This is a genomic window from Streptomyces sp. PSU-S4-23, assembly GCF_055632315.1.
The window spans coordinates 654,219-679,836 of sequence record NZ_JBVMUU010000002.1 but is presented as its reverse complement, the minus strand read 5'-3'; the positions used below and the strand labels follow the sequence as shown (position 1 = coordinate 679,836).

General features: G+C 70.3%; 19 protein-coding genes and 2 pseudogenes. 17 read left to right on the top strand and 4 right to left on the bottom strand.

Annotated features, from left to right (window positions below):
- The first annotated feature begins 45 nt into the window (after positions 1–45).
- The 3 genes and pseudogenes from ACZ79I_RS03805 to ACZ79I_RS03795 form a co-directional block, all read left to right on the top strand.
- Positions 46–831: a PspA/IM30 family protein gene (locus ACZ79I_RS03805; protein ID WP_471494048.1), complete on the top strand. Its 786-nt coding sequence runs from the start codon at positions 46–48 to the stop codon at positions 829–831.
- Positions 828–1,106 (top strand): PspA-associated protein PspAA, encoded by a 279-nt coding sequence (gene pspAA / locus ACZ79I_RS03800; RefSeq protein ID WP_471494046.1) that lies wholly within the window; start codon positions 828–830, stop codon positions 1,104–1,106. The genes ACZ79I_RS03805 and pspAA overlap by 4 nt, the downstream gene beginning before the upstream one ends.
- A gap of 14 nt (positions 1,107–1,120) precedes the next feature.
- Positions 1,121–1,732: pseudogene (locus ACZ79I_RS03795) on the top strand (M48 family metalloprotease); the annotation flags it as partial.
- Positions 1,733–2,082: 350 nt separating this feature from the next.
- On the opposite strand, the gene ACZ79I_RS03790 reads toward ACZ79I_RS03795, so the two are convergent.
- Positions 2,083–2,661, bottom strand: a complete 579-nt coding sequence (locus tag ACZ79I_RS03790) for a hypothetical protein (RefSeq protein ID WP_471494044.1) — start codon at positions 2,659–2,661, stop codon at positions 2,083–2,085.
- Between the two features lie 331 nt (positions 2,662–2,992).
- Between ACZ79I_RS03790 and ACZ79I_RS03785 the strand changes: the two genes are divergently transcribed.
- The 3 genes and pseudogenes from ACZ79I_RS03785 to ACZ79I_RS03775 all read left to right on the top strand — a co-directional run.
- A complete protein-coding gene (locus ACZ79I_RS03785) occupies positions 2,993–11,632 on the top strand; it encodes a golvesin C-terminal-like domain-containing protein (protein ID WP_471504738.1) in 8,640 nt (2,879 codons plus the stop codon).
- Positions 11,633–11,744: 112 nt separating this feature from the next.
- Entirely contained in the window at positions 11,745–12,707 is a 963-nt protein-coding gene (locus ACZ79I_RS03780; protein ID WP_471494043.1) for a hypothetical protein, read from the top strand.
- 105 nt (positions 12,708–12,812) lie between these two features.
- A pseudogene (locus tag ACZ79I_RS03775) lies at positions 12,813–13,165 on the top strand (transposase); the annotation flags it as partial.
- 47 nt (positions 13,166–13,212) lie between these two features.
- Here ACZ79I_RS03775 and ACZ79I_RS03770 read toward each other — a convergent pair.
- The gene (locus tag ACZ79I_RS03770; protein ID WP_471494041.1) at positions 13,213–13,875 is read right to left on the bottom strand and encodes a helix-turn-helix domain-containing protein; all 663 of its coding nucleotides are present in this window, start codon (positions 13,873–13,875) and stop codon (positions 13,213–13,215) included.
- Between the two features lie 71 nt (positions 13,876–13,946).
- Between ACZ79I_RS03770 and ACZ79I_RS03765 the strand changes: the two genes are divergently transcribed.
- Positions 13,947–14,756: an IclR family transcriptional regulator gene (locus tag ACZ79I_RS03765; protein ID WP_471494039.1), complete on the top strand. Its 810-nt coding sequence runs from the start codon at positions 13,947–13,949 to the stop codon at positions 14,754–14,756.
- Between the two features lie 250 nt (positions 14,757–15,006).
- Here the strand turns inward: ACZ79I_RS03765 and ACZ79I_RS03760 are convergent, their stop codons facing one another.
- Together ACZ79I_RS03760 and ACZ79I_RS03755 are read right to left on the bottom strand one after the other, a co-directional pair.
- Positions 15,007–15,954 carry a 3-carboxyethylcatechol 2,3-dioxygenase gene (locus ACZ79I_RS03760; RefSeq protein ID WP_471494037.1) on the bottom strand — a complete coding sequence of 316 codons (948 nt, stop codon included), beginning with the start codon at positions 15,952–15,954 and terminating at the stop codon, positions 15,007–15,009.
- 11 nt (positions 15,955–15,965) lie between these two features.
- Complete coding sequence (locus tag ACZ79I_RS03755; protein ID WP_471494036.1) at positions 15,966–16,949, bottom strand: zinc-binding dehydrogenase; 984 nt, start codon at positions 16,947–16,949, stop codon at positions 15,966–15,968.
- A gap of 102 nt (positions 16,950–17,051) precedes the next feature.
- Here ACZ79I_RS03755 and ACZ79I_RS03750 point away from each other — a divergent pair, with 102 nt between their 5' ends.
- From ACZ79I_RS03750 to ACZ79I_RS03705, 10 genes are all read left to right on the top strand, one after another.
- A complete protein-coding gene (locus ACZ79I_RS03750) occupies positions 17,052–18,398 on the top strand; it encodes an aromatic ring-hydroxylating dioxygenase subunit alpha (RefSeq protein ID WP_471494034.1) in 1,347 nt (448 codons plus the stop codon).
- Complete coding sequence (locus ACZ79I_RS03745; protein ID WP_471494032.1) at positions 18,395–18,730, top strand: non-heme iron oxygenase ferredoxin subunit; 336 nt, start codon at positions 18,395–18,397, stop codon at positions 18,728–18,730. Before ACZ79I_RS03750 ends, ACZ79I_RS03745 begins: the two co-directional genes overlap by 4 nt.
- Complete coding sequence (locus ACZ79I_RS03740) at positions 18,727–19,941, top strand: NAD(P)/FAD-dependent oxidoreductase (protein WP_471494030.1); 1,215 nt, start codon at positions 18,727–18,729, stop codon at positions 19,939–19,941. The genes ACZ79I_RS03745 and ACZ79I_RS03740 overlap by 4 nt, the downstream gene beginning before the upstream one ends.
- Before the next feature lie 68 nt (positions 19,942–20,009).
- On the top strand, positions 20,010–20,585 hold the full coding sequence (locus ACZ79I_RS03735; RefSeq protein ID WP_471494028.1) for a 3-phenylpropionate/cinnamic acid dioxygenase subunit beta: 576 nt from the start codon (positions 20,010–20,012) through the stop codon (positions 20,583–20,585).
- Positions 20,586–20,711: 126 nt separating this feature from the next.
- Positions 20,712–21,569 (top strand): alpha/beta fold hydrolase, encoded by an 858-nt coding sequence (locus tag ACZ79I_RS03730; protein WP_471494027.1) that lies wholly within the window; start codon positions 20,712–20,714, stop codon positions 21,567–21,569.
- Positions 21,566–22,399: an SDR family NAD(P)-dependent oxidoreductase gene (locus ACZ79I_RS03725; protein ID WP_471494025.1), complete on the top strand. Its 834-nt coding sequence runs from the start codon at positions 21,566–21,568 to the stop codon at positions 22,397–22,399. Before ACZ79I_RS03730 ends, ACZ79I_RS03725 begins: the two co-directional genes overlap by 4 nt.
- Before the next feature lie 20 nt (positions 22,400–22,419).
- On the top strand, positions 22,420–24,015 hold the full coding sequence (locus ACZ79I_RS03720; protein ID WP_471494023.1) for an AMP-binding protein: 1,596 nt from the start codon (positions 22,420–22,422) through the stop codon (positions 24,013–24,015).
- Position 24,016: 1 nt separating this feature from the next.
- Positions 24,017–24,475: a hypothetical protein gene (locus tag ACZ79I_RS03715; protein ID WP_471494022.1), complete on the top strand. Its 459-nt coding sequence runs from the start codon at positions 24,017–24,019 to the stop codon at positions 24,473–24,475.
- Positions 24,476–24,591: 116 nt separating this feature from the next.
- Positions 24,592–24,930 carry an ArsR/SmtB family transcription factor gene (locus tag ACZ79I_RS03710; RefSeq protein WP_471494020.1) on the top strand — a complete coding sequence of 113 codons (339 nt, stop codon included), beginning with the start codon at positions 24,592–24,594 and terminating at the stop codon, positions 24,928–24,930.
- Positions 24,927–25,400: an ATP-binding protein gene (locus tag ACZ79I_RS03705; protein ID WP_471494019.1), complete on the top strand. Its 474-nt coding sequence runs from the start codon at positions 24,927–24,929 to the stop codon at positions 25,398–25,400. Before ACZ79I_RS03710 ends, ACZ79I_RS03705 begins: the two co-directional genes overlap by 4 nt.
- The last annotated feature ends 218 nt before the right edge of the window (positions 25,401–25,618 follow it).

Below are 25,618 nucleotides of genomic sequence, written 5' to 3'. Positions count from 1 at the left end.
GGGGTGGGACACCAACCTCGGACTGCGAAGAAAGGACTGGCGGCAATGGGCAGTATCGCTCGCCGTATCGCGGACCTGTTCCGGATCAAGGCGCACAAGGCCCTGGACCGGGCTGAGGACCCGCGAGAGGTACTGGACTACTCCTACACACAGCAGCAGGAGCTGCTGCAGCGGGTGCGGCGCGGTGTGGCGGACGTGGCCACCAGCCGTAAGCGCCTCGAACTGCAGATGGAAACTCTGGAGCAGTCGAGCGGCAAGCTGCAGGGGCAGGCTCAGCAGGCATTGGCCGTCGGACGGGAGGACCTGGCCCGGGAGGCCCTGGGACGCCGGGCGGCGGTGGCCTCGCAGATCACCGACCTGGAGGGCCAGCATGCCGCCCTGCAGGCCCAGGAGGAGAAGCTCACTCTGGCCGCACAGCGTCTGGAGGCGAAGGTGGACACCTTCCGGGTCCGCAAGGAGACCATCAAGGCCACCTACACCGCGGCCGAGGCGCAGACCCGGATCACTGAGGCGGTCACCGGCATCGGCGAGGAGATGGGCGACGTCGGCATGGCCATCCAGCGGGCCCAGGACAAGACCGAGCAGATGCAGGCCCGCGCCGGGGCGCTGGACGAGCTGATCGCCTCCGGTGCCCTGGAGGACGCCACCCTCCCGGCCGGCCGCGACGACATCCAGGCCGAGCTGGACAAGGCGTCCGCGGGTGGGGGCGTGGAGCTGGAGCTGGCCCGGATGAAGGACGAGCTCGCCGCCGCCTCCGGGCCGTCGCCCGCGCTGGAGAGCCGCGAGGCCGCCGACGCGGACCGGAAACCGGACGAGGAGGCACCGTCGTGATCATGCGGATTCTCGGCGAAGGCCAGTACGAGATCGCCGACACCCACCTGGACAAGCTCAACGAGCTGGACGCCGCGCTGCAGTCGGCCGCCGCCACCGGCGACGAGCAGGCGTTCGCCGCCGGACTGCGGGCGCTGCTGGACGCCGTATGCGCGCTGGGGACCCCGCTCCCGGCCGACACGCTCGCGCCCTCGGACCTGATTCTCCCCGGCGAGGACACCAGCCTGGACGAGGTGCAGGCCCTGCTGTCCGACGAGGGCCTGATACCGGGGTGATGAGGGGTGACGACATGCGCAGCCGCTTCGCTCCCGACCGGCAGCTGAGCGTCCGCATGGGCCTGACGCTGTTCCTGCTCGGGCTGCTGTACGTGGCGTTCATCGCCGTGCTGATCGCGCTGCTGAAGTCGTGGATCCTGGTCGTGGTCATCGCTGCTGGGCTGCTCGCCGCGCAGCACTGGTTCTCGGACCGGATCGCCCTGTTCGCGATGCACGGCCGTATCGTCACCCCGGACGAGGAGTCCGAGTTCCATGGCGTCATCGACCGGCTGTGCGCCACCGCGGACATGCCCAAACCGCGAGTCGCCGTCTCCTCGATGGATCTGCCCAACGCGTTCGCCACCGGCCGCAATGCCGACCATGCCGTGGTGTGCGTGACCACCGGGCTGCTGCGTCGCCTGGAGCCCGAGGAACTGGAGGGGGTCCTCGCCCATGAGCTGTCCCACGTCGCCCACCGCGACGTCGCCGTGATCACCATCGCCTCGTTCCTGGGCGTGATCGCCGGGCTCATGGTCCGCTTCGCCTTCTACTCCGGGCTGTTCGGCGGTGGACGCGACCGCCGCGACGATCAGAGCACCGCCGCGCTGCTGCATGTGCGGGGCCAATCTGCTTCAAGGGGTGCTGTCCGGCCATGCGACGGACGTCATCACCTCTTGTGATCCGGAACAGTTCGTGGTGTTGCGCCGCGCTGCGGACGGCAGCAGAGCCCGCTGTCCGATCACCACGATCCCCATGATCCCCATGATCAAGCGTGACGAGACGCTGCGTATGGCCCGCCTCCACATGGCCCTGGTGGCGGATGCGCAGACTGGCAGGGGAGCGCTCAGACGCGGCTCGTCGCCCAGCCCGTCCAGGCGGGACTCCATGCGTTTCACGCTCGTCGTCGCTCAACGCCACCTCGGCCACCGGCCGTCCTCTACGCGCCACGCGGACAGGCCCACGAATATTCATTGGACTTCAGGCGCCGAATACCGGGTCAGCCTTCGGACGGAGTCGGGCTGGGTAGTTCGCCGGTGCAGGTGGCGCGGCCGAAGGCGCCGGTGGCGGTGGCGCTTTGGACGTGGTGTCCGCGGATGGCGAGGGTACAGCGGGCTTGGCCGCCCTGTCGGGTGAGGACGATGCTGACGATCGGATCTTGGCCGAGTGGGACGTCCACGGTGGTGTGCCAGGGCAGGGTGGCGGCTGTGACGACGGTGGCTTTGCCTGAGGTGTTGCGGGCCTGGTAGGTGATGTCGGCGGTGCCGTTGCCGGTGATCTCGTAGGTCACGGGCGCGGCGGGAACATGGTGTTCGGCCGTGGCGCCGCTGTCGTCGTTGTGGAGCAGGCCGAACAGGACCAGGCCGGCGCAGGCGGCCAGCGCCGCTCCTCCTGCGATGAGTCCGGCGCGGAAGGCGCCTCGTTCGGCGCGCCCGACGTCGCTTTCCGGGGCGCGGTCGGAGTCGTCGGTGGCTGCGGCGGTGTCGGTTTCCGGTTCGGAGATCTTGCCGGATTTTTCCTTGGAGTTCCCCTCGGGACGTGGCTTGTCGGGCGCGGTTTTCGAGGTTGTGGTGCCCATTGTTTGTCCTTTCGGGAATGGCATCGCCGTTGGGCAAGCCGGGTTTATACCGTCCGTCGGTAACCGTTGTCCAGCGAGCAGGCATTACGGACATTCTGCCGGCCTGTTCGTCCCCAAGTGTCGGTAAAGCAGCGTCAAGGTGCCGTAATGTGAGTTCGCTTGATTATGCGTCAGCGTCACTGCTAGAAACCCGGCGCTGCTCGGTGTGATGTCGACGTCTCCGCAGGTTGGGGGCGGATGAGCGGCGAGTTTCAGCCATCAACCATAAGGAAGGTTTGGCGTGAGACCCAGGCTGGGTAGGGCTGTCGCGTGCCTTGCTGCTTCGGCGGTGATGATGTCACTGCTGCCGCAGGCCGCTTATGCCGCGTCCGCTTCCGATGACGGCGGAGATGGAATCGTCGACACGGTCAAGAGCTGGTTCGCGGATGATAGCAAGGAATTGGAAAAGCCCCCGTCGCATGACGAAGCGGGGATAGCCGACCGGCAGAAGCTTCCCAAGGGGAAAAACGCTCCGAAGGCCAGGCGGGTGGCGGAGCTGACCGGCAGACGCACGGCGCATGCGCGGTACTGGAAGCTGTCGGACGGCCGGGTACAGGCCGAGGTGTCGGCGGTGCCGACGGCGTACAGGTCCGGCAGGTCGTGGAAGGACATCGACCCGACGGTCACGAAGACCGGGCGCGCGGGCTTCGAGTACGCCAACACCACCAACTCCACCCGCAGCTGGTTCGGGGCGCAGGCCGGCAGGCTGATGCGGGTGGAGTCCCCGGACGGCCACGCGGTGACCGTCGGCCTGGAGGGCGCCGGCGGGAGGCTCTCCCCGGTGGCCCGGGGCGGGTCGGTGACCTACCGGGGCGCGCTGCCCGGCGCGGATCTGTCCTACGAGGTGGGCGCGGGCCGGGTGAAGGAGAACATCACCCTCGCCAAGCGCCCCCCGGGTCCGGTGGAGTTCACCTTCACCCTGGACACCGACGGCCTGACGCCCAAGGCAGGCAAGGACGGCTCGATCGCCCTCTACGGCGAATCCGCAGATCCGGTGCTGGTGATTCCGGCACCGTTCATGACGGACGCGAAGAAGGACACCGCATCCGCCTACGGAACGGCCTACAGCACCGCTGTGGAGCAGAAGCTCTCCCGCAACGGGAAGGGCTGGAAGCTGACCGTGGTGCCGGATGCGACGTGGCTGGCCGCGAAGGAGCGGCAGTACCCGGTCACCATCGATCCGACCATAGCGATCGCTCCCACGCCGTCCACGGCGCAGGACGTGATGATCTCCTCGGACGGCCCGGCGTCGAACTACGACGCCAACTGGCGTCTGTCGGTGGGCAACACCAGCACCGGCAGCTCGCGGGCACTGCTGAGGTTCCCGCTGACCGGTGTCCCGGCCGGGACGAAGCTGGATTCGGCCGACCTGAGGTTGTACTACGACCAGACCCACACCACCGGCACCACCGAGGTGCAGCTGGAGGCGCACCGGGCCACCGCCTCCTGGAGCGAGTCCACGGCGACCTGGAACAACGCCAGCGGCATCACCGGTGAGCTGTCGGGCACCTCGGTCCTGGTCGACGACGGCGATGCGGGCGCCACGGCTGCGCAGGGGTCCTGGCCCGCCTCCGGGAACACCGCCTACACCCAGTACGCGGTCAACCAGGACTACCTGTACAACAAGGACTCGGTCGCCGGGGACACCTACACCTGGCAGCCCAGCCTGCCGGAGGACGGCGACTACCAGGTCGAGGCGCACTACGTGCCGGCCTCCGACCGTGCCACCACCGCCCCGTACACCGTCACCTACAGCGGCGGCAGCAAGACCTACACCGTCGACCAGCAGTCCGGTACGGCAGGGGTGTGGAAGACGCTGGGCACCCACCCGTTCAAGGCGGGTACCGCCGGCAAGGTCGTCCTCGGTGACGGGCCCGCGTCCACGAGCACCGCGGTGATCGCGGACGCCGTCCGCTTCACCAAGGGCGGCGTGGTCACCAAGCAGCCCTCGCAGGTCAACGTCTGGCACTCCTTCCCGGTGACCAGGACGGTGCAGTCGTGGCTGGACGGGACGAACTCCAACTACGGGTTCGTGGTCAAGGCGGGCGACGAGTCCGCGAACGGCCCCAAGGGCGGCCCCCGCTACGAGGGCAGCGAGTACGGCTACGGCGAGGAGACCGCGAACTACCCCCGCCTGGTGCTCACCTACGGTCGGCCCGGCGTGGAACTCGACCCGCCCACGACGATCCACGACACCGGCGCGGACCTGACGTGGTCGGCCTACGCCGACCCGTCCACGGCCAGTGGGGACGACATCGTCGAATACCAGGTCCACCGCTCGGTGTTCCAGACGTTCACCCCAACCGGCGCCACCCTGGTGGCACCGGTGGCGCCCGGCACGACCGCCTATACGGACACCTCGGCGACACCGACACCGGCCGACAGCGCCGACCCCTTCGGCCGGGCCTACTACTACATGATCGCCGTCAAGACCAAGGACGGCACCGTGACCCCCGCGCCGACCCAGCTGGTACGGCTGCCGAAGGCGGGCCGCACGGTCAGGATCGTCGAAGCCTCGCAGGACACCACCCTGTCCTCGGCGCAGCCGTCCACGGCCCATGACACGATCACCGACGGCGTGCCGCAGAACTGGCTCACGGTCGGCAACAACTCACCCACCTACGGCACCACCCGCAGTGTGCTGACGTTCCCCGCCCTGGACATCCCCGCCACGGGCCGTGTCCTGGACGCGACCCTGCGCCTGTGGGGCACCCAGACCTCCACCGACGCCGGCGGCGCCGTCTACGAGATGCGGCCCCTGACCCGCACCTTCGACGAGGCCACCGCCACCTGGACCAAGGCAGACGCCACCACCGGCTGGACGACCCCCGGCGGCGACTACGGGCCCACGGTCGCGGACACGGTCGCCGGCGTCACCAACGACCCCGCCCGCCGCGACTGGAACGCCACCTCGCTGGTGCAGGGCTGGGTCACCACCCCCGGGTCGGACCAGGGCGTGCTGCTGAAGATGCAGGACGAGTCGGCCCAGCAGGAGCGCACCGTCTTCCTGTCCACGGAAGGGCCCGAGAAGCGCCTGCACCCCCGCATGGTGGTCACCTACATCGACTCCACCACCGAGTCCACCTACTACGCGCCCAAGACTCCCGAGCGGATGACGCCGAACACGGACTACACCGTCGACGTCACCCTCACCAACACCACCGACACCATCTGGCGCGCCGCCGACCAGGTGCTGTCCTACACCTGGCAGCTGCCCGACGGCACGGACGCCACCACCGGCGGCAACCAGGTCCACACGGCCCTGCCCAAGGACGTGGTACCCGGTGACACCGTCACCCTGCAGGCCCAGGTCAAGACACCGATCAACTCCGACGGCGGCAACAAGCGCACCGACTACACCCTCACCTGGGACCTGTACAACAAGACCGCCGGCACCTGGCTGTCCGCCGGCACCGGCGCCATCCCCGGCCTGAAGCAGAACATCGCGGTCGAGGACCCCACCTCCAACACCCTCGGCCTGGAGAAGTTCTACTCCTACACCGGCAAGAACACCGGCGCCGGCTCCACGGTGATGAACAACCTCGCCTCCGGCAACAGTGTCTGGTCCTACAACGCGTTCACCAACCCCGGCCGGGGCCTGACCACGTTCGCCCGCCTCGCCTACAACTCCCTCGACACCTCCGACACCGTCTCCGGCGCGGGCTGGTCGATGCAACTGGCCGGACCGATCCGGCTGGGCGCCCCGCTGGACTTCCACCCCAACCCCAACCCCACCGAGATACGCCTCCCCGACGGCGACGGCACCACCCACGTCTTCACCAAGCAGACCGACGGGACCTGGAAGGCCCCCGCGGGCGTCCACTACCAACTCACCGCGAAACCCGGACTGGACTGCACCCCGGACAAGGACCCGGTGCCGGACGCCTGGACCATGCTGCGCCCGGACGGCATGCGCTTCTTCTTCGGCTGCGACGGCTACCTGACCTCGGCGGTCGACAAGAACGGCAACACGCAGACGTACACCTACGAGGAACGCAAGTCCAACAACAAGCCGACCAAGTTCCTCACGTACATCACCGACCCGGCCGGCCGCCAGTCCCTGACGGTCGACTACTACAAGAAGGGCGACGCGTCCTACGACTACATCGACGACACCGGCGCCAAGGTCACCGGCAGCAACCTGACCAACTCAAAGATCTACGACCACGTGAAGTCCATGACGGACATCTCGGGCCGGAAGATCTCCTTCTACTACACGACCCAGGGCCTGCTGGGCCGGTTCACCGACGGTGACGGCTCCTCGCAGCCGAAGGTGTTCACGTTCACCTACGACGCCACTCAGGGCAACAAGAACGTCAAGCTGGTCAAGGCCACCGACCCGCGCGGAAACGCGACCCAGCTGGCGTACTACGCCCCGCAGACCGGCGACAACCCGGCCTACCACTGGTGGACCAAGACCATCACCGACCGCCTCGGCGGCGACACCGGCTTCGTGTACGCGGCGGACACGGCGAACACGAAGTTCACCGACACGACGGTCACGGACGCGGAGTCGCATGCGACGCAGTACGTCACGGACGACTTCGGCCGCCCCGTCCAGACGACCAACGCCAAGTCCCAGACGACGAAGATGAGCTGGGACGCGGACAACAACGTCACCTACCTCGAGGAGGCCAACGGCGCCAAGACCGCCTACTGCTACGACCCGAAGACGGGCTACCCGCTCTGGCAGCGCGACGCGGAGAACAACAAGGCGGGCGTGCCGCCGTCCTCCGACTGCGCACCGGGCACCTACCCGGCCGACGCCGCCAAGTACGAGTACCAGACCCGTGCGGACGGCTACTCGGCGGACCTGTTCCGCAAGACGTCGCCGGAGGGCCGCGCCTGGCAGTTCGGCTACGACACCTTCGGCAACCTGACCACGGTCACCGACCCCAAGGGCGTCGCCACCACGGGTACGGCCGGTGACTACACCACGTCGTACGAGTACGACGCCTACGGCCAGCTGACCAAGGCGACCGATGCCAACGGCAACCCGACGACGAACAGCGAGTTCGGTCCCACAGGTTACCCGGCGAAGATCACCGACGCTTTGGCCGAGTTCACGTCGTACGTGTATGACGCCCGTGGCCAGGTTCTCGAGGTCACCGACGCGCTCGGCAAGAAGACCACGCAGACCTACGACACCTTCGGCCGGCCGAAGTCGGGCACGGTCGCGAAGGACCAGGACGCCGGCGTCTTCATCACCACGCCGGCCCCGATCTTCGACGCCAACGACAACATCACCGAGTCGACGGCGCCGAACGGCGCGGTCTCCACCGCGGCGTACGACGCCGCGGACCAGATGACCTCGGCCACCGCTCCAAGGGACACCCCTACGTCCCCCGAGCGGCGGACCGCCTACACCTACGACAAGGTCGGCAACCTCAAGACCGTCAGCGAGCCGAAGGGCACGCTGACGACCTCGGACGCCACCGACTACGTCACCACCAACCACTACGACGAGATCTACCAGCTCACCTCGGTCGTCAACGCGGCCGGTGACAGGATCAGCTACGAGTTCGACGACGTCGGCAACGCAGTCACGGTCGTCGACCCGAAGAAGAACGCCACCGCGGACACCACGGACTACACGTCCAAGATGGTGTACGACCTGAACCACCGGCTCACCACGTTCACGGACGCGGCGGGCAAGTCCAGTTCGCGTACCTATGACAAGGACGGCCTCGGCCTCACGTCCACGGACCCCGCGAACAGCACCACGACCTACACGTACGACGAGCGGGGCAAGCAGACCGAGGTCAAGGTCCCGTACGACGACACCACGTTCCGCATCACGAAGTACGAGTACGACCAGGTCGGCAACACCACCAAGGTGATCACTCCGCGGGGCGCGGCGACGACCACCGCGGACGACTTCGCCGCACGTACCGAGTACGACGCGCTGAACCGTCCGGTCAAGCAGTACCAGCCGTACGACCCCGCCGACCCGGACCACGCCGACCCGAACGTCTACACGCAGACCGTGTACGACGCGGTGGGCAGGGTGGCACGGCAGTCGCTGCCGCCGTCGGCGGGCCAGACGGTCCGCAACGACACGGTCTTCGAGTACTTCGACAATGGCTGGACGAGGAAATCCACCGACCCGTGGGACATCGTCACCACGTACGACTACAACGAGATCGGGCAACAGGAGTCCCGCACCCTCACGTCGGCGGGCGGTTCCTCGGACCGCACGATGACGCAGTCGTACTACCCCGACGGCAAGCTCAAGTCCAAGTCGGACGACGGCGTGCCGGCGGGCAAGTCGGTGGTGCTCGTCGACAACTCCGACGCCCAGCACATCTCCGCCACGGGTACTTGGGCGACCGGCGACATCACCGGTCAGCAGGGCTACAACCACCGCACCCACACGGCCGCCGCGGGCACGGACGCCTTCACCTGGACGCTCAACATCCCGAAGGACGGCACGTACACCGCGTACGTGAAGTACCCGATGGTCACGGGCGCGACGACGGCGGCGAAGTACACGCTGGCGCAGGGCGCGACGACTCACCCGCCGGTCGCCAAGGACCAGACGGCGAGCACCGGGACCTGGGTGTCGCTGGGCTCCTACAGCCTGAAGCAGGGCAACGACGCCACGCTGACGTTGGAGCAGAGCAGCTCGGGCATCGCTGTCGCCGACGCGGTCAAGCTGGTGCGCGACACGACCGGCGAGACCGACACCGAGAAGAAGACCTTCGCGTACGCCTACGACGTCAACGGCAATCTGACGTCGATCGACGACACCTCGTCGGGCGCGAAGATCGACGCGTACACGGTCGTCTACAACGGGCTGAATCAGGTTCAGAAGGTGACCGAGGCCCTCGCGGGCCAGGAGAAGAAGGTCACGTCATACACGTACGACGCGAACGGCCAGGCCGACACGGTCACGCACCCGAGCCAGTTCTCCAAGTACAGCTACGACCTGCGTGAGCTGGTCAAGTCGATCTCGGTCGGCAAGTCCGCCACGGACGCGTCGCCGAAGGTCACCTCGTTCACGTTCAACGACCGCGGCCAGCGGCTCAAGGAGACCAAGGCGAACGGCAACACCGTCGACTACGCGTACTACCGCGGCGGTGAGGTCAGGTCGACCACGGAGGAGAAGCCCGACACCACCCTCGTCTCCTCGCACACCTACGCCTACGACCTGAACGGGAACAAGGCGCAGGATGTCGCGAAGAAGATGAGCGCGGACAACCACGCGGCGTACCTCGATTCCACGACGAACTACACCTACGACCCAGTGGGCCGGCTGACCGAGTCGGTCAAGACCGGCAACGGCGCGGGCACCGAGACGTACGTCCACGACGACAACGCCAACGTCATCAGCCAGACGGTCAAGAACGTCACCACTGCCTACGAGTACGACCGGAACCGGCTGCTCCGCGCCACCACCGGCGGCACGACGGCCGCGTACAACTACGACCCGTTCGGCCGACAGGAGTCGGTCACCTCGGGCGGCAAGGTCATCGAGAGGAGCGTGTACGACGGCTTCGACCATGTCGTCGAGTCCCAGAAGACGGACGGGACCGGCGTGATGAAGTCGACGACGTACACGTTCGACCCGCTGGACCGCACCGCCTCGAAGACCGTCGACGGCAAGACGACCGACTTCGGCTACCTCGGCCTGTCCAACGAGGTGCTGACCGAGGAGGTCGCTGGCGCGCTGACCAAGTCGTACCAGTACAGCCCGTGGGGCGAGCGGCTGTCCCAGGTCAAGCACAACACGGACGGCACGAGCGAAGACGGCTACTACGGCTACAACTCGCACAGTGACGTCGAGACGCTGACCGACCAGGCCGGCGACACCAAGGCGACGTACGGCTACTCGGCCTACGGCTCGGACGACAAGTCCGAGTTTACGGGCATCGACAAGCCGGACGCCGCGGACCCGACGAAGCAGGAGTACAACCCCTACCGCTACAACGCAAAGCGCTGGGACGCCCAGTCGGGTACGTACGACATGGGCTTCCGGGACTACAACCCGGGGCTCAACCGGTTCACCACCCGGGACATGTACAACGGCGCCCTTGCCGACATGAACCTCGGCGCGGACCCGTTCACGGGCAACCGCTACGCGTTCGCCGGTGGCAACCCGACCAGCTTCGTGGAACTGGACGGCCACTTCGCCATCCCGCTGATCTGGTACGCGGGCGCGGCTCTGGTCACGGCCCTGTACGCGGCGACGCCGCAGGGGCAGCAGAACCTGAACGACATGGCCATGGCTCTTGGCCAGCTGATGCCGTCGGCGGAGGACGTCGCCTCCTCCGAGTCGTCCAGCCGGACCGCCACCGGGCCCACGCCGGCGCCGGCGCCGGGGCCGACGCCCACCCCGCCCTCGGGCGGCGGTGGCGGCAGCGGTCCTAAGGGGCTGGCCACCGGAGCGGCGGTCTCCATGATCGTCCGGATCTTCCAGGGCCTGTCGGCGCTCAGCTCCGAACCGGACACGTCTTTCCAGCGTAAGGCGATCGACGACGCCGACGACGAGAACAAGAAGTGCCAGAGCTCCTCCGGGCCGAGCAACGTGTGGAACTCCCCCGTGGACGGACAGGGTCGGGCGACCGGCGGGTTCGCCTGTCTGAACCCGGACGCTCCGGCGACGACGAACACGAGCGAACCGCAAAATCCGGTCGGCTGGAGTCTGCAGGACGAGTCCGACGAATGGAACAGGGCTCACCTGATTGCCCGTGAATTCGGCGGCACTCACCTCCGGAAGAACATCGTTCCGACGACCGCCTACGCCAATCAGACGGAGATGCGGTCGGTGGAGTACGAGATCGAGAGGCGGCTCAAGCTGGGCGAGCGGGTCTACTACCAGTCCATTCCAATCTACGTCCCGAACAGGGTGACTCCGATCGGCGTGCACATGTATGTGTCGAGTTCGTCGGGTACGTTCTCACGGCTGATCAACAGCGGAGTTCACGATTGACGGGCTCCGGAGTCATGAAAGACTTGACTGACTGATCTGACACGGCCGAGGCGGTGGGGTGCGCGATCGTTACTCGCCCACCCCACCGCCGACGTCGTTCATGGAGGAACACATGAATCATCTCGACGTCATCCGACTGCTCGGCCTCGACGCCCCCAGGCGACCGGAGGACGAGGGGTACGGGCGGGTCGTCCCCGAGGACTTCGAGCTGCTGGTCCAGGCCGTGCCGGCGGGAGTCTTCGCGGGTTCCGTGCTGCTCGAGCGGCCGGACGGCCCTGTGCGCTCCCTGGAGGAGTTCACCCGGGCCACCGCGCTGCGGATGGAGGACATGGAGCAGTCCCTGGTCAGTCGCGAGCAGCGGCTGTGGCTGCCCCTCTTTCCAGAGCCTGGGGGCATGGTGCCGTGGGGCCGCACCGCCACCGACGGCGTGCTGCTGTGGGACACCAGCGCCGCCGACACCGCGGACTGGACGACCGTCGTCACGGACGACGATTTCCAGCTGTGGCTCGACCTTCCCTTTTCCGCCTCGGAGTTCGTCGCGCGGGCGCTGCTCGGGCGTGCCGAGGGAACTCCGGCATTCGAGACCGTCGAGGAATACGAATCGGGTTCCTTCTGGAAGGTCGCCGACGACATGCGGTCGACAGCCACGGTGCTGTCGAACCCGGACGTCGACGCGGTGACGGAACTCGTCACCAGGATCCGCAATATCGGTGTGCCGGGCATCCGGCAGTACGCACAGGAACTCGTCGGCCGCGCCGTGGACGACCCGACGGCATCGTCCATCGTGTTCCCGCAGGACTACCTGTCGGTTATGCGGGAGTTCCCCGGCGGGGTGATCGCCGGCATGCAGGTGTTCCCCGTCGCCCGGGCCGCCTGGCTGACCGAGGACCCGGTGTTCCTGCAGTGGGGTGAACTGGAAGGCAGGGCGTTCGGCTGGCTCGCCCTGGGGAGCGACGCCCAGAAGTGGCGGGTCGCCTACATCGAGCCTGGCGGCACCTCGCTGACACACCTGGAGGACCAGACCTTCGCCACGTTCCTGCGACGCCGGCTGAAGGGCAACAACTCGCTGTTCTGACGGGGGCGCACATGGAGTGGGTCGACCGCCTGGTGACGATGACGGTGACGGGTTGGAGCGCCGAACACCGCGCACTCGAGTGGTCCGGCACCGAACGTGCCCTGGGGACGCCTCTCCCGGATGAAGGTGAGGGAGCAGGGGGCCCCGGGTCGGCGGGGTGAGAAGCACGGCTTCAGGGAGCGGGACTTCGCCGAGTTGCTGGACGCCGCTCATCAGCAGCTCGGCGCGGGCATCGTGCTGGTGTGGGACAACTCCACTCAGCACAAGGACGCGCTGATGCGCGAGTTGCCGGCCGCACGGAAACGGTGGCTGACCGTCTTCCGCCTGCCGGCCTACGCCCCGCCCCCGTCGATGCCCTCGCCGACCTCACCCGCGCTCGGCTGAAGAAGATGCAGTACCGGCCCGACCTCCTCGACGGCTTCATCGCCGAGACCGGCCTCACCTGGACACCGCCATGACGTCACCCCTCGGCCGCCGGGGGCGTCGAGGACGTGGTCCCGCGCCGTCAGCTCGGTCGTGCGGTCACTCCTCCCTTGGTGACGGTGGGGCCGAACCGGCGGACCTGGGGAAGGGTGGTGACCATGTGCGCCACGACCCGGTCGCTCAGGCAGACGAGCTGATGGGGGACGTCACCGGGGAAGCGGACGAAGTCGCCGGCCGCCAGGTCCACGGGCTCGTCGAGGGGGCCGGTGCGCAGCTTCCCGGAGAAGACGTAGACGTGGTGGAGCGTGCCCGCGGCGTGCGCGGTCACCGGCCGCTGGTCCTTGCCGCCCCGCTCCAGGCGCAGGACCAGGGTCCGCACATAGCCGGAGCCGTAGGTCTCGTCGAGGAGGCGCTCGGACCAGTTCACGCGGTCCGACCACTCGCCCTCGTCGTGCCGCTGGACGTAGACCGGGGTGCCCCACTCGGTCAGCAGCCGGCGCGCCGGCATGTCCAGTGCGGCCCCCAGGAGGGCCAGCGTCTCCACGGTGGGATTGCCCACCCCCTGTTCGATCTTGGACAGCGTCTGCTTGGAGAGGCCGGACCGGCGGGCGAGGTCGCCCAGGGACATCGCCCTCTCCAGCCGGAAGCGACGGACGTTGCGGGCGACGAGATCGTTCTCCCGGGCCAGGGTGTCACTTTTAATTGCCATGTCGTCATTGTTGACGAACGGACGGTCTCTTCGCATCCTTGTCACGTAAAGGTTTCCGGGTGGTGTATTGAAAGTGACACCTCCCCCTGAAGCTGAGGTGAACCAGCATGACCGCCACCCTCGCCGGCCCCGGGCGCGACGACCGGGCCGCCGTCGACAAGGCCATCAGCCTCCTCGTCGCCCTGGGGGACAGGGCCAGCGCGGGGACGGGTGTCAGCGAGCTCGCGCGGCGCGCGCGGATGAGCAAGTCGACCGCGTACCGGGTGCTCGGCATGCTGGAGCGCAACGGCGTCGTGGAACGGGTGGGCACGGACTACCGGCTCGGCGAGCGCCTGCACCACCTGGGCCGGGCCGTCTACGCGCCGGGCGCCGAGAGCGTCCGCGACGTGCTGCTGCCCCACCTGGCCGACCTGTACGAGACGACCCGGGAAACGGTGCACCTGGCCGTGCTCCACGACACGCACGTCGTCTATCTCGCCAAGCTCTACGGTCACCGCTCCGCGCCGGTGCCGTCCCGGATCGGCGGGCGGCTGCCCGCCCACGCGACCGCCGTCGGGAAGGTCCTGCTCGCCTACGACTCGACCGCGGCGGAGCGGGCGGCGTCCGAGCCGCTGCCGCGCTTCACCGACCGCACCCTGACCGGCCCCGGCGACCTGGCCGCCGCACTGGAGGCCATCCGCCGCACCGGGGTGGCATTCGACGACGAGGAGTACCAGCCGGGACTCGTGTGCGTGGCGGCACCGGTGCTCGGGCGCGGTGGACGGGCGGTCGCGGCCCTGTCGGTCGCGGGCCGGCGAGGGCAGATCGACACGCGGGGGCTGAGCGCACAGGCCCGCCGTGTCGCCGCCGCCGCGTCCCGGGCATGGTCGGGACGGACCGCGAGGGTGCACGCGGTGGTGCGGGAGGCCCGGGCGTAGCCCGCCCGGGCCGCCGTGATCGTCACCGGCCCTCCGGCGCGAAGTCCCTTCGCCCGGCGCCGAGTCGACTGCCCGCCGCGAGCGGTGTGACGGCACGGCGTACCGGGAGCGTGACCGCCGCTCGGGCCGTGACCGCCGCTCGGGCCGTCCTCGGCGGTCCGTCGTCGACCGGGTTGCCGTCGGCGGTCCGCCGACGGCCCGGTCCGGAACCGGGACGACGGCGGACCGCCGAGGACGGCGGACCGGTCGGCTACCGTCCCCCGGACTGCTCCGCGGTCGCGACGGCGAAGCCCGCGATCCATTCGGGAACCGGTGCGTAGAAGCGCGACGTCATGCGGTACGGGCCCGTGGCGGCCAGGGACGCGAACGCGGCGATCCAGGCGCGTACTTCGTGGGCCGAACCACCGCCCTCGGCGGCCATCCACTCCACGCTCCAGCCGTCCACCTCCGCCAGCCGGCCGCCTTCCAGCGTGTCCAGGACGTGGTTGTCCCAGGTGGGGTTGAGCGGAAGCATCGTGGTCGAGCCCGCGGCGTAGTCCCGTCCGGCCTGGATGACGCGCTGCTCCCCCCTGGCCCGCTGCTCCGGGGTGGGCGGGTGCCCCTCGATGAGGGCATCGGCCACACGGGGCGGGGCACCGTCGAGCGTCGGCACCGGCGGGTCGTGCGAGAGCCCGCCGGATCCGATGAACAGGACCCGGCGGTCGAGTGCGGCCGCCGCTTCGCCGAGCGCGGTCCCCAGGGCCCGGATGCGGCCGACCGGCCCGAGCGGTGCGGCGACGCCGTTGACGAAGACGGGGACGACGGGAATCGTGTCGATCCCGCCGAACAGGACCTCCAACGGCTGTACGAAGCCGTGGTCGACGGTCATGCGGGCCGACACCGTCAGGTCCACACCGCGGTCGAGGACACCACGGGCGAGGGCGCGCGCGGCATCGCCGTCGACCGACACCGGGCCCGCGGCCGAGCCGAAGTCGCCGACGGAACGCGCGTCCGTGGCCAGGCAGAACGGTGGCATCTCCCCGTAGAAGAAGCCGTTGTAGTGGTCCGGGGCGTACAGGACGACCAGGTCGGGGTCGAAGGCGCGGACGAAGGCGCGCGCGGTGCCGACGGCGTCCTCGACGGCGGCGACGACCTCGGGCGCCGGATCGATCTTGCCGATGAGGGGAGAGTGGGACAGGCCGACTGCGGCGGCGGTCATCGCGGTGCTCCTCACTGGTGGGGGCCGGAAGGGCGGATGACGAGCTTCCCGGTGAGCCGCCCGTCGATCATGAGCTGGAAACCCTTGTGGATCTCGTCCAGCGGCAGCGTGCGGTCGATCACCGGGCGCACGCCGGTCGCGTCCATGAGCTTCAGCAGCGCCAGCAACTCGCCGCGTGTGCAGCCGGTCGAGCCGAGAACACGCTGCTGCAGATAGAAGATCCGCCCCAGGCCGGCGGGCGAGTTGGTGCCGCTGGTCGCTCCGGCGATCACGATCGTGCCCCCCGGGCGCAGCGACTTCAGCGAGTGCCCCCAGGTGGCCTCGCCGACCGTCTCGACCACGACGTCCACCCGCTCGGGCAGCCGCTCTCCGGTCGCCACGGCCGCCCGGGCGCCCCATTCGAGGGCCCGGGCCCGCTTCTCCTCGCTGCGGCTGGTGGCGTACACGACGGCGCCCGCGGCCACGGCCAGCTTGATCGCCGCGGAGGCGACCCCGCCGCCCGCGCCCTGCACGAGGACCCGGTCGCCGGCGGTGATCCGGGCCTGGGTGAAGAGCATGCGGTACGCGGTGCCCCAGGCGACGGGCAGACAGGCGGCCTCGTCGAAGGAGAGCCACGACGGCTTGGGGACGAGGTTGCGGGTGGGGACGGCGAGGTACTCGGCGAACGCCCCGTCGTGCCGCTCCGACAGCAGGGCACGGCCCGGGTCGAGCGTCTCGTCGCCCAGTCCGGCGTCCGGGTCGCCGATGACGGGGTGCACGAGGACCTCGTTGCCGTCCTCGTCGTAGCCCGCGGCGTCGCAGCCGAGGACGATCGGAAGCCGCTCGGACGGATGGCCGACGCCGCGCAGGGTCCACAGGTCGTGCATGTTCAGCGACGAGGAGACGACACGGACGACGGACCAGCCGGGCCGGGGCTCGGGCTCGGGTACGTCACCCAGGACGAGCCCGGCCAGCGGGTCGGTCGCGCTCTGGGAGACGGCGGTTGCGGCAAGCATGCGCTCACGCTCTCCCGCGGCCACCGGCCGCCGACAGCGGGTGTGCCGTCGTACGGAACGTCGGATGGCCCCCTCGGGCGGCACTGCTGTTGCCTCAGTGCCATGACCTCGACGAACGAAACCCAGGGCGCGGCCACGACGGCCCCGCGCGGGGCCCTGCGGCGCCCGGCAGACCTGGCGCGGAACATCGACGTCTCCGGGCTCGTGGACACCGAGGGCGGGCTGCTGGATCGCGTCATCTTCACCGACCAGGAGCTCTACCGTCAGGAACTGCGCCGCGTCTTCGCACCGAGCTGGCTGTTCCTCGCGCACACCGACCAGTTCCACAAGCCGGGCGACTTCTTCACCACGTACATGGGCGAGGACCCGGTCATCGTCACCCTCGACCGCGACCGGCGCCTGCGCGCCTACCTCAACAACTGCCGCCACCGCGGCGCCCGCGTCTGCCGCGCCGACTCCGGTACCACCCGCAGCTTCACCTGCACCTACCACGGCTGGTCGTTCGGCCTGGACGGCTCCCTGGTGAGCGTGCCCAACAAGGACGGCTACCCCGGCTCCTTCGACACCGGAGAGTGGGGCCTGGTCGAGGTCCCGCACGTGGAGACCTACCGCGGCCTCGTCTTCGGCACCTGGAACCCCGACCCGCTGCCGCTGCGCGAGTCGCTGGGGGACATGGCGTGGTACATGGACGCGATGCTGGACCACGACGACGAGGGCACCGTCGTGGTGGGCGGGGTGCACAAGTGGGTCCTGGAGGGCAACTGGAAGCTCTCGGCCGAGCAGTTCGCCACCGACTGGTACCACGTCAACATGAGCCACGCCTCGGCGCTCATGGTGCTCGCGCCGGGCAGGAAGCCCAAGGACGAGGTCGTGCACCGCACCGGCCGCCAGTACTCCGACGCGCGGGGCAACGGCGCGGGCTTCCCGGTCCACCCGAAGAACCGGTTCGACGCCCAGGGCGTGCACACATGGATGGACTACGACGCGCTGCGCGAGCGCCTCGGTGAGGCCCGCGTCGAGGGCCCGCTGACCAACGGGCACGCCACCGTCTTCCCCAACTTCTCCTACCTCCCGGTCAACGGCTCCATCCGGGTCTGGCACCCCAAGGGCCCCGACCGGATGGAGGTGTGGGCCTGGACCGTCGTCGACAAGTCGATGCCCGACGAGGTGCGCGAGGCCCAGCGCCTGTACAACCTGCGGACCTTCGGCCCCAGCGGCGTCTTCGAGCAGGACGACGGGGAGAACTGGAGCGAGGTGCAGGCCATTTCCCACGGCTTCATCACCAACAACGTGGCCCTGAACTACCAGATGGGACTGGGCACCGAACGCGAGGACGGCCGCCACCCCGGCACGACCAGCGAACTGTACAGCGACGCGGCGGGACGGGCCTTCTACGCCCGCTGGCGCGAGCTGATGAACACCCCCGCCTGGCACGAGGAGCAGACATGAGCGACGGCATCCGCGTCGCGGCCCTGGACGACATCCCCCAGGGCGAGGGCATCGCCGTCGACAAGGCGATCACCGGCACCGTCGACGACATCGCCGTGCTGCGCGACACCGACGGCACCGTGTGGGCGCTCGACGACACCTGCACCCACGAGACCGCCTCCCTCGCCGACGGCTGGGTCGAGGACGGATACGTCGAGTGCCCCCTGCACTCCAGCAAGTTCTGCCTCAAGAGCGGCGAGGTCCAGGGGCTGCCCGCGACCCGCGACGCCTGCCCCCACCGTGTCGAGGTGCGCGACGGCGAGGTCTACCTCTTCCCCGGCGAGGCGCCGTGACCGACCGTGTGGTGATCGTGGGCGGCGGCATCGCCGGCGTCAGCACGGCGGCGTCCCTGCGTGCGGGCGGCTTCGACGGCGACGTCACCCTCGTCGACACCGGCGAGTTCCCCTACGACCGGCCGCCGCTGTCGAAGGACTTCCTGGCCGGGACCAAGGACATCGAGCGGATCGCCCTGCAGCCGCCCCGGTGGTACGACGACCAGCGGATCCGGCTGGTCGACCGGACGGCCGTCACCGCGCTGCGGCCGCGGGACGGCGCCGTCGAACTCGACGACGGCAGTCTGCTGCCCGCCGACCGCGTCGTCCTCGCCACCGGCGGCGGCGCGGCCCGCCCGCCCGTCCTGGGAGCCGGCGGCGCACGCGTCCACGTGCTGCGCACGGCGGACGACGCCGACCGGCTGCGCCCGGCCCTCGTGCCCGGCGCCCGCCTGCTGGTCGTCGGAGCCGGGCTGATCGGGGCCGAGGTCGCCTCCACCGCCGTGCGGCGCGGCTGCGACGTGGTCCTGGTCGATCCGGCGGCCGTGCCGCTCGCCGCGGCACTCGGGCCCGAACTGGCCGCCTGGGTGCACGCCCTGCACGCCCGGCACGGTGTCACGACCGTGTGCGATGTCGTGGAGTCGCTCACCGAGCGGACCGGCGGCATCGAGGCACGGTTCGCGGGCGCCGCCGCACCCCGGCTGTTCGACGCGGTGGTGCTCGGTGTCGGCATGGTGCCGCGCACCGAACTCGCCGAGGCGGCCGGCCTGGACGTGGACGGCGGCATCGTCGTGGACCCGGGACAGGTCACCTCGAACCCGGCCGTGCTCGCCGTCGGCGACCCGGCACGCACCCGCCGCGAGGGGGTGCTCCTGCCGCGCACCGAGCACTGGGAGGCGGCCCGGCACGACGCGGCCCGCGCGGCGGCCACCCTCCTCGGCACCCGCCCGCCGGACCCGGCCGCCCCCTGGTTCTGGACGGACCGCCACGGACGCCACGTCGAGGCCGTCGGCCGCATGGACGCGGCCGCGCACATCGTCGCCCGCGGCTGCGGCGACGACCCGGCCTTCGCGGTCTTCGGCCTGTGCGACGGTCTGGTCGTCGCCGCGGCCTCCGTCGACGACCCGACCGCCGTCCGTGCCGCCCGCCGCATGATCGACCGCCGCGTCCCGGCCGACGCCGCCCGGCTGGCCGACCCCGACGTGAACCTGCGCACCCTGCTGCGCGGATGACGTGCCGCTGTGCCGCCCAGCGGCACAGCCCGTACCGCCTCGATGCGGAGAAGGGATCGAATGACACCGTGAGCACCGCCACCGAGCAGATCCGGTCACGTGCGGGGACGCGCGCCGACCGCGACACCCACTTCGAGGTCGAGCAGTTCTACTACGAGGAGGCCGACCTCCTCGACGCCGGCCGCTACGCCGACTGGCTCGACCTGCTCGCCGACGACCTCGACTACTGGATGCCGACGCGCACCAACCGGCTGCGCCGCCAGCAGTCCCTGTCCGTCGCCGCCCGCGGCGAGGCCGCCTACTACGACGAGACCAAGGACAGTCTCGCCTGGCGCATCCGCCGCTTCGACTCCGGCATGGCCTGGTCCGAGGACCCGCCCTCGCGTACCCGGCACCTGGTGACGAACGTGATGGTCAGGCACGCGGACCCCGCCGAGCACGACGGCTTCACGGCGGAGGACCTGTGGGCCCGCTCGGCCTTCCTGGTCTACCGCAACCGGCTGGAGAGGGAGGAGAACGTCTTCGCCGGCACCCGCACCGACCTGCTGCGCCGCACCGGCGACGGACACCTCCGAGTGGCCCGCAGGACCGTCCTCCTGGAGCAGAACGTGCTGCAGGCGAAGAACATCTCGACGTTCTTCTGACGCCTCCCGCCCTCGCTCCCGCCCCTCCTGCCCCTCCCGGCTCTCCTCCCGGCTCTCCTCCCGGGTCCTCCCCGGCCCTGCCTCGACCCCGCTTGGGCCCCGCTCTCCACTCCGATGGGACATCCCGTGACCGACCTCGACCTCAAGCAGCACCGCGTGCCCACCTCACTGGGTGAGATCGCCGTGGCCGAAACCGGCGAAGGCCCCGTGCTGGTCATGCTGCACGGCGGCGGGCCGGGCGCCTCCGGCGTCAGCAACTACCGCCAGAACCTCCCGGCGCTGGCCCGGCACTTCCGTGTCGTGCTGCCGGACCAGCCCGGTTTCGGCGGCAGTTACCGCCCCGGTGAGGAGGACCTGGAGCAGCGATCGATCACCGAGATCACCGTGGACGCACTCTTCCAGGCCCTCGACGCCCTCGGCATCGGCACCTTCCACCTGCTGGGCAACAGCCTCGGCGGCGCCGCCGCCATCGCCATGGCCCAGCACCGCCCGGAGCGCGTGACCCGGCTCGTCCTGATGGCACCCGGCGGCGGCTGGGTGCCGTTCGGCCCGACCCCCACCGAGGGTCAGAAGGAGATGTTCCGCTACTACAACGGCGGCGGGCCCAGCGAGAAGAAGATGGCCGCGTTCATCCGCACCATGGTCTACGACCACCGGCAGTTCGGCGAGGACGTGGTGCGGGCCCGCTACGAGGCGTCGCTCGACGAGGGCCACATCGCCTTCTACCACCGCTACAACGCCGCGTTCGCCCGGCGCGGCGGCATGGACCCGCTGTGGCGTGACCTGCACCGGATCACTGCACCCACCCTGCTGCTGTGGGGCCGCGACGACCGGACGATCACCCTCGACGGCGCCCAGCTCATGCTCAAGCACCTCCGCGACGTGCGGCTGCACGTGTTCGGCCGCTGCGGTCACTGGGTCCAGCTGGAGCGGCAGCGCGAGTTCGACGAGCTGGTCACCGGGTTCCTCGCGGAGCGGGCGTGAGCGGGGGCTGGCTCGGCGGCTACGCCGCCCTGATCACCGGGGGCGGATCGGGCATCGGCCGCGCGGTGGCCGAACGCTTCCTCGCCGAGGGCGCCTCGGTCACCGTCCTGGGCCGCGACGCGGAGCAGCTGGACGACGTCGTACGCTCGGCGGCCGACCCGTCCCGCATCCACGCCGTCACGGCGGACGTGCGCGACTCCGACGGCCTGCACCGGGCCGTCGCCGAGACGGTCAGCCGCTTCGGCAAGCTCGACACCCTCGTCGCCAACGCGGGGGTGTGGGACTACCAGCGGCAGCTCACCCGGCTCGGCGCCGCGGAACTGGACACGGCCTTCGACGAGATCTTCTCCGTCAACGTCAAGGGGTATCTGCTCGCCGCTGAGGCGGCGTGGCCCGAGCTGGTGAAGGCACGCGGCAGCATCGTCATGACGCTGTCCAACGCCTCGTTCCACGTCAACGGCGGCGGACCCCTCTACACGGCCAGCAAACACGCCTGCCTGGGCCTGATGCGCGAACTCGCCTACGAACTCGCTCCCAAGGTCCGCGTCAACGGCGTCGCCTGCGGCGGCATGAACACCGACCTGCGCGGGCCCGAGTCCCTCGCCCTGGCCGGCCGCTCCATCTCCGCGTCCTTCGCCAGGAAGGGCCCCGGCGCGACGCCGCCCATCCCCCTGCACGATTCCAGCACCGACCCCAGGGACTTCACCGGACCGTACGTCCTGCTCGCCGCCCGCGAGCAGAGCGGGCCGATCACCGGACACGCGATCTCCGTCGACGGCGGCATCGGCGTACGCGGATTCACGCGCGCCGCCGGCGGCGACGACCTCTGAAGCCCGACGAGGAGCCGACAGTGACCACGCCTACAGCGACGACCCCTCACCCGCGCAACTCGGGTCTCCGGGTCGACCTCAACCCCGCCGCCGCGGTCGCGCGCAACGCCCGCTGGCAGGGTGATGCCGTCGTCGTCCGCTACGCCGGCGGCGACCTGACGTACGCCCAGCTCGACGACAAGGCCGCGCGCCTGGCGACCGCGCTGGCGGACGGCGGCACCACCGACGGGGACCGGATCGCCCATCTCGGCCTCAACAGCAGCTCCTTCCTGGTGACGATGCTGGCCGCCTTCCGCCTCGGTGCCGTCTTCGTCCCCGTCAACTTCCGGCTCGCCGAACCGGAGTTGCAGCGCGTGCTCGACGGCAGCGGAGCCACCGTCGTCGTGTGCGAGGAAGGACACCGGGCGAGCGTCGAGACGGTGCGGGCCGGAACCCGGCTGACCCGTTTCCTCCTCGTGGACGACGACCCGGAGGCGCCGACCGCCGGCGCGGACGGCTGGGAGCCGTGGTCCACGCTGATCGCCGCCGCCCGGCCCGCCTCGGCGGTGGCCGTCAGGCACGCCGACGACCCGGCGGTCCTGATGTTCACCTCGGGCACCACCGGCCTGCCCAAGGGGGTCGTCCTGACGCACGGCAACGTCTGGTGGAACTCCGTCAACGTCGAGCTGCGGCTGGACACACGGCGCGGCGACGTCACGTACGCGGCCGCCCCGCTCTTCCACATCGGAGCCCTCAACAGCTTTGTGCTGCGCACCCTGGTGCGGGGCGGCACGGTGGTGATACGCCGCGCCTTCGACCCTCAGGAGTGTCTCGGCGACATCGTCACCCACCGGGTCAACTCCATGTTCGGCGTCGCCCAGATGTTCGCCGCCCTCGCCCGGGTCCCCGGCGTCTTCGAGCAGGACCTGAGCCACCTCCGCTCGGTGGTGGTCGCGGGCGCTCCGGTGCCGCCCGCGCTCATCTCCCGCTACGCGGAGCACGGTGTGCTGCTCCAGCAGGCGTGGGGGCTGACGGAGACCGCCCCCTTCGCCACCCATCTGCCGGCCGAACGCACCCTGGACAAGACCGGATCCGCCGGCATCCCCATGCCGTTCACGGAGATCCGTGTCGTCGACGCGATCACCAACGAACCCGTCGGGCCCGGCGAGCCCGGTGAGATCGTCGTCCGCGGCCCCCATGTGACCGCCGGGTACTGGAACAACCCGGAGGCCGACCGGGCGGCGTTCGACGACGAGGGCTGGTTCCACTCGGGCGACATCGGCCACCTCGACGAGGACGGATACCTGTACATCGTCGACCGGCTGAAGGACATGATCATCAGCGGTGGTGAGAACGTCTACCCGGCGGAGGCCGAGCGGGTCCTGGCCGCCCTGAAGGGCGTGGTCGACGTCGCCGTCGTCGGGGTGCCCGACGAGCAGTGGGGCGAGACCGTGGCCGCCGTGATGAGCGTGGACGACCGGGTGGAGATCACCCTGGAGGACGTCCGCGCCCACGGGGGCGCCCAACTGGCCCGGTACAAGCTGCCGACCCGCCTCAAGGTCGTTCCCGCCGTCCCGCGGAACGCCGCCGGGAAGCTGGACAAGGCCGCCGTCCGGCGGCTGGCGCAGGAGGGCTGACATGCTCGCGGTACCGCGCCTGCCCGAATTCGGCGTCCCGCGCGGATGGCGGACCGCCGTCGAGTCGTGGACCCGCGTCACGGGCCGAATGCGGCTGCACCGCCGGGACTTGGACGTGGGCGTCCAGGTGGAGCGCTGTGCGGCCGGGCGGCTGAGGGACGCCTACCCGGCCGGCGCGCGCGACCTGGAACTGCGGATCGGACCGGGGTGCCCCGACGGCGCCCTGTCCGAGGTCCTCCGGGTCCTCGTCCAGGCCGTGGGGACATCGGATCCGGACTGCCGGCGGATCGTCCACGCGGTCCCCGAGGGCGACCGGGGCGCGCTCGCGACGGCGGAGGCCGCCGGCTTCCGCCATGTCGTCGACGTCGATCTCGGGGAGGAGCAGCTCAGCCTGCTGGTCGCCGAACCCGGCCGGGGCACCGCCGCCGGCGCGGACCCGGATCGCCCACCGGGAACGTGAGCGCTGCCGCGCCAGGGCCGCCGATCGTCCTCTAGTCTGGAGGGGATTGAAGAGTTCTTCAATTCACCAGTTGCCGGGGAAGGCGACCGCGGAGGGGCGGAAGAGGGGCGATCCGGATGCCGGTTCCGCTGTACGAGGCGAAGGCGGAGTTCTTCCGCATACTGGGGCACCCGGTGCGGATCCGGGTGCTGGAACTGCTTCAGGACGGGCCGAAGCCGGTGCGTGAGCTGCTGGCCGTGATCGGGGTCGAGCCGTCGAGCCTGTCGCAGCAGCTGGCCGTGCTGCGCCGCTCGGGCATCGTGACCGCCACGCGTACCGGCTCCACCGTGGTGTACGAGCTGGCCGGCGGCGATGTGGCGGAGCTGCTCGCCGCGGCGCGGCGCATCCTGGCCGTCCTGCTGGCCGGCCGGCAGGACCTGCTGGACGAGCTGCGCGGGGCGGAGACGGCGCGGTGACGGGCAAGGGCGGCTTCCGGCTGCCGTGGTGGCGCGGCAGGCCGGCGGCGGCGATCGAGCATGTGCCGCCCCCGGTGCGACGCCATGTCACCTCGGTGGAGGTGGGACCCGAGGCGGTCGGGCGGGCCCGGGAGGCGGTGTCGGGACACCTCGCCGCGGTCGGTGTCGTCCCGGGGTCGGCGTTCGCGGACACGGTGCTGCTGGTCGTCAGCGAGCTGGTGACCAACGTGCTGCGGCACGCCCCCCGGTCGCCGGTGACCGATGTCTGTACGACCGTCGCGGGAGGGCGGCTGGTCGTCGGCGTCACGGACGCCGAGCCGCGGCTGCCCGGCCTCACCGGCGAGGGGACGGGCGAGGGGCTGCGCATGGTGGCCGAACTCGCCGCCGCCTACGACGGCGGCGTCAGCGCCGAGCCGGCCGTCGGCCGCAGCGGCAAGATCGTCCTCGTACGCTTCGAGATCCCCTCGTAGCACACACCGGCAAGCGGGGGCGGCGGGTGCCGGGCCGAGCGCCGTGCGCCGGCTGCCGTCGCCGGGCGCGGGTCCGCACGGCGGGGGCCTGACGCCCGTGCCGGGTGCCGGGCCCCGGACCGGAGGCCGGGCGCAGGGCACCGCACGGGGAGGCACGGCGGCCGCTGCCCCTGGCACCGTGGCCGGTCTCCGGACCCCGGGCACCGCTTGCGGGCAAG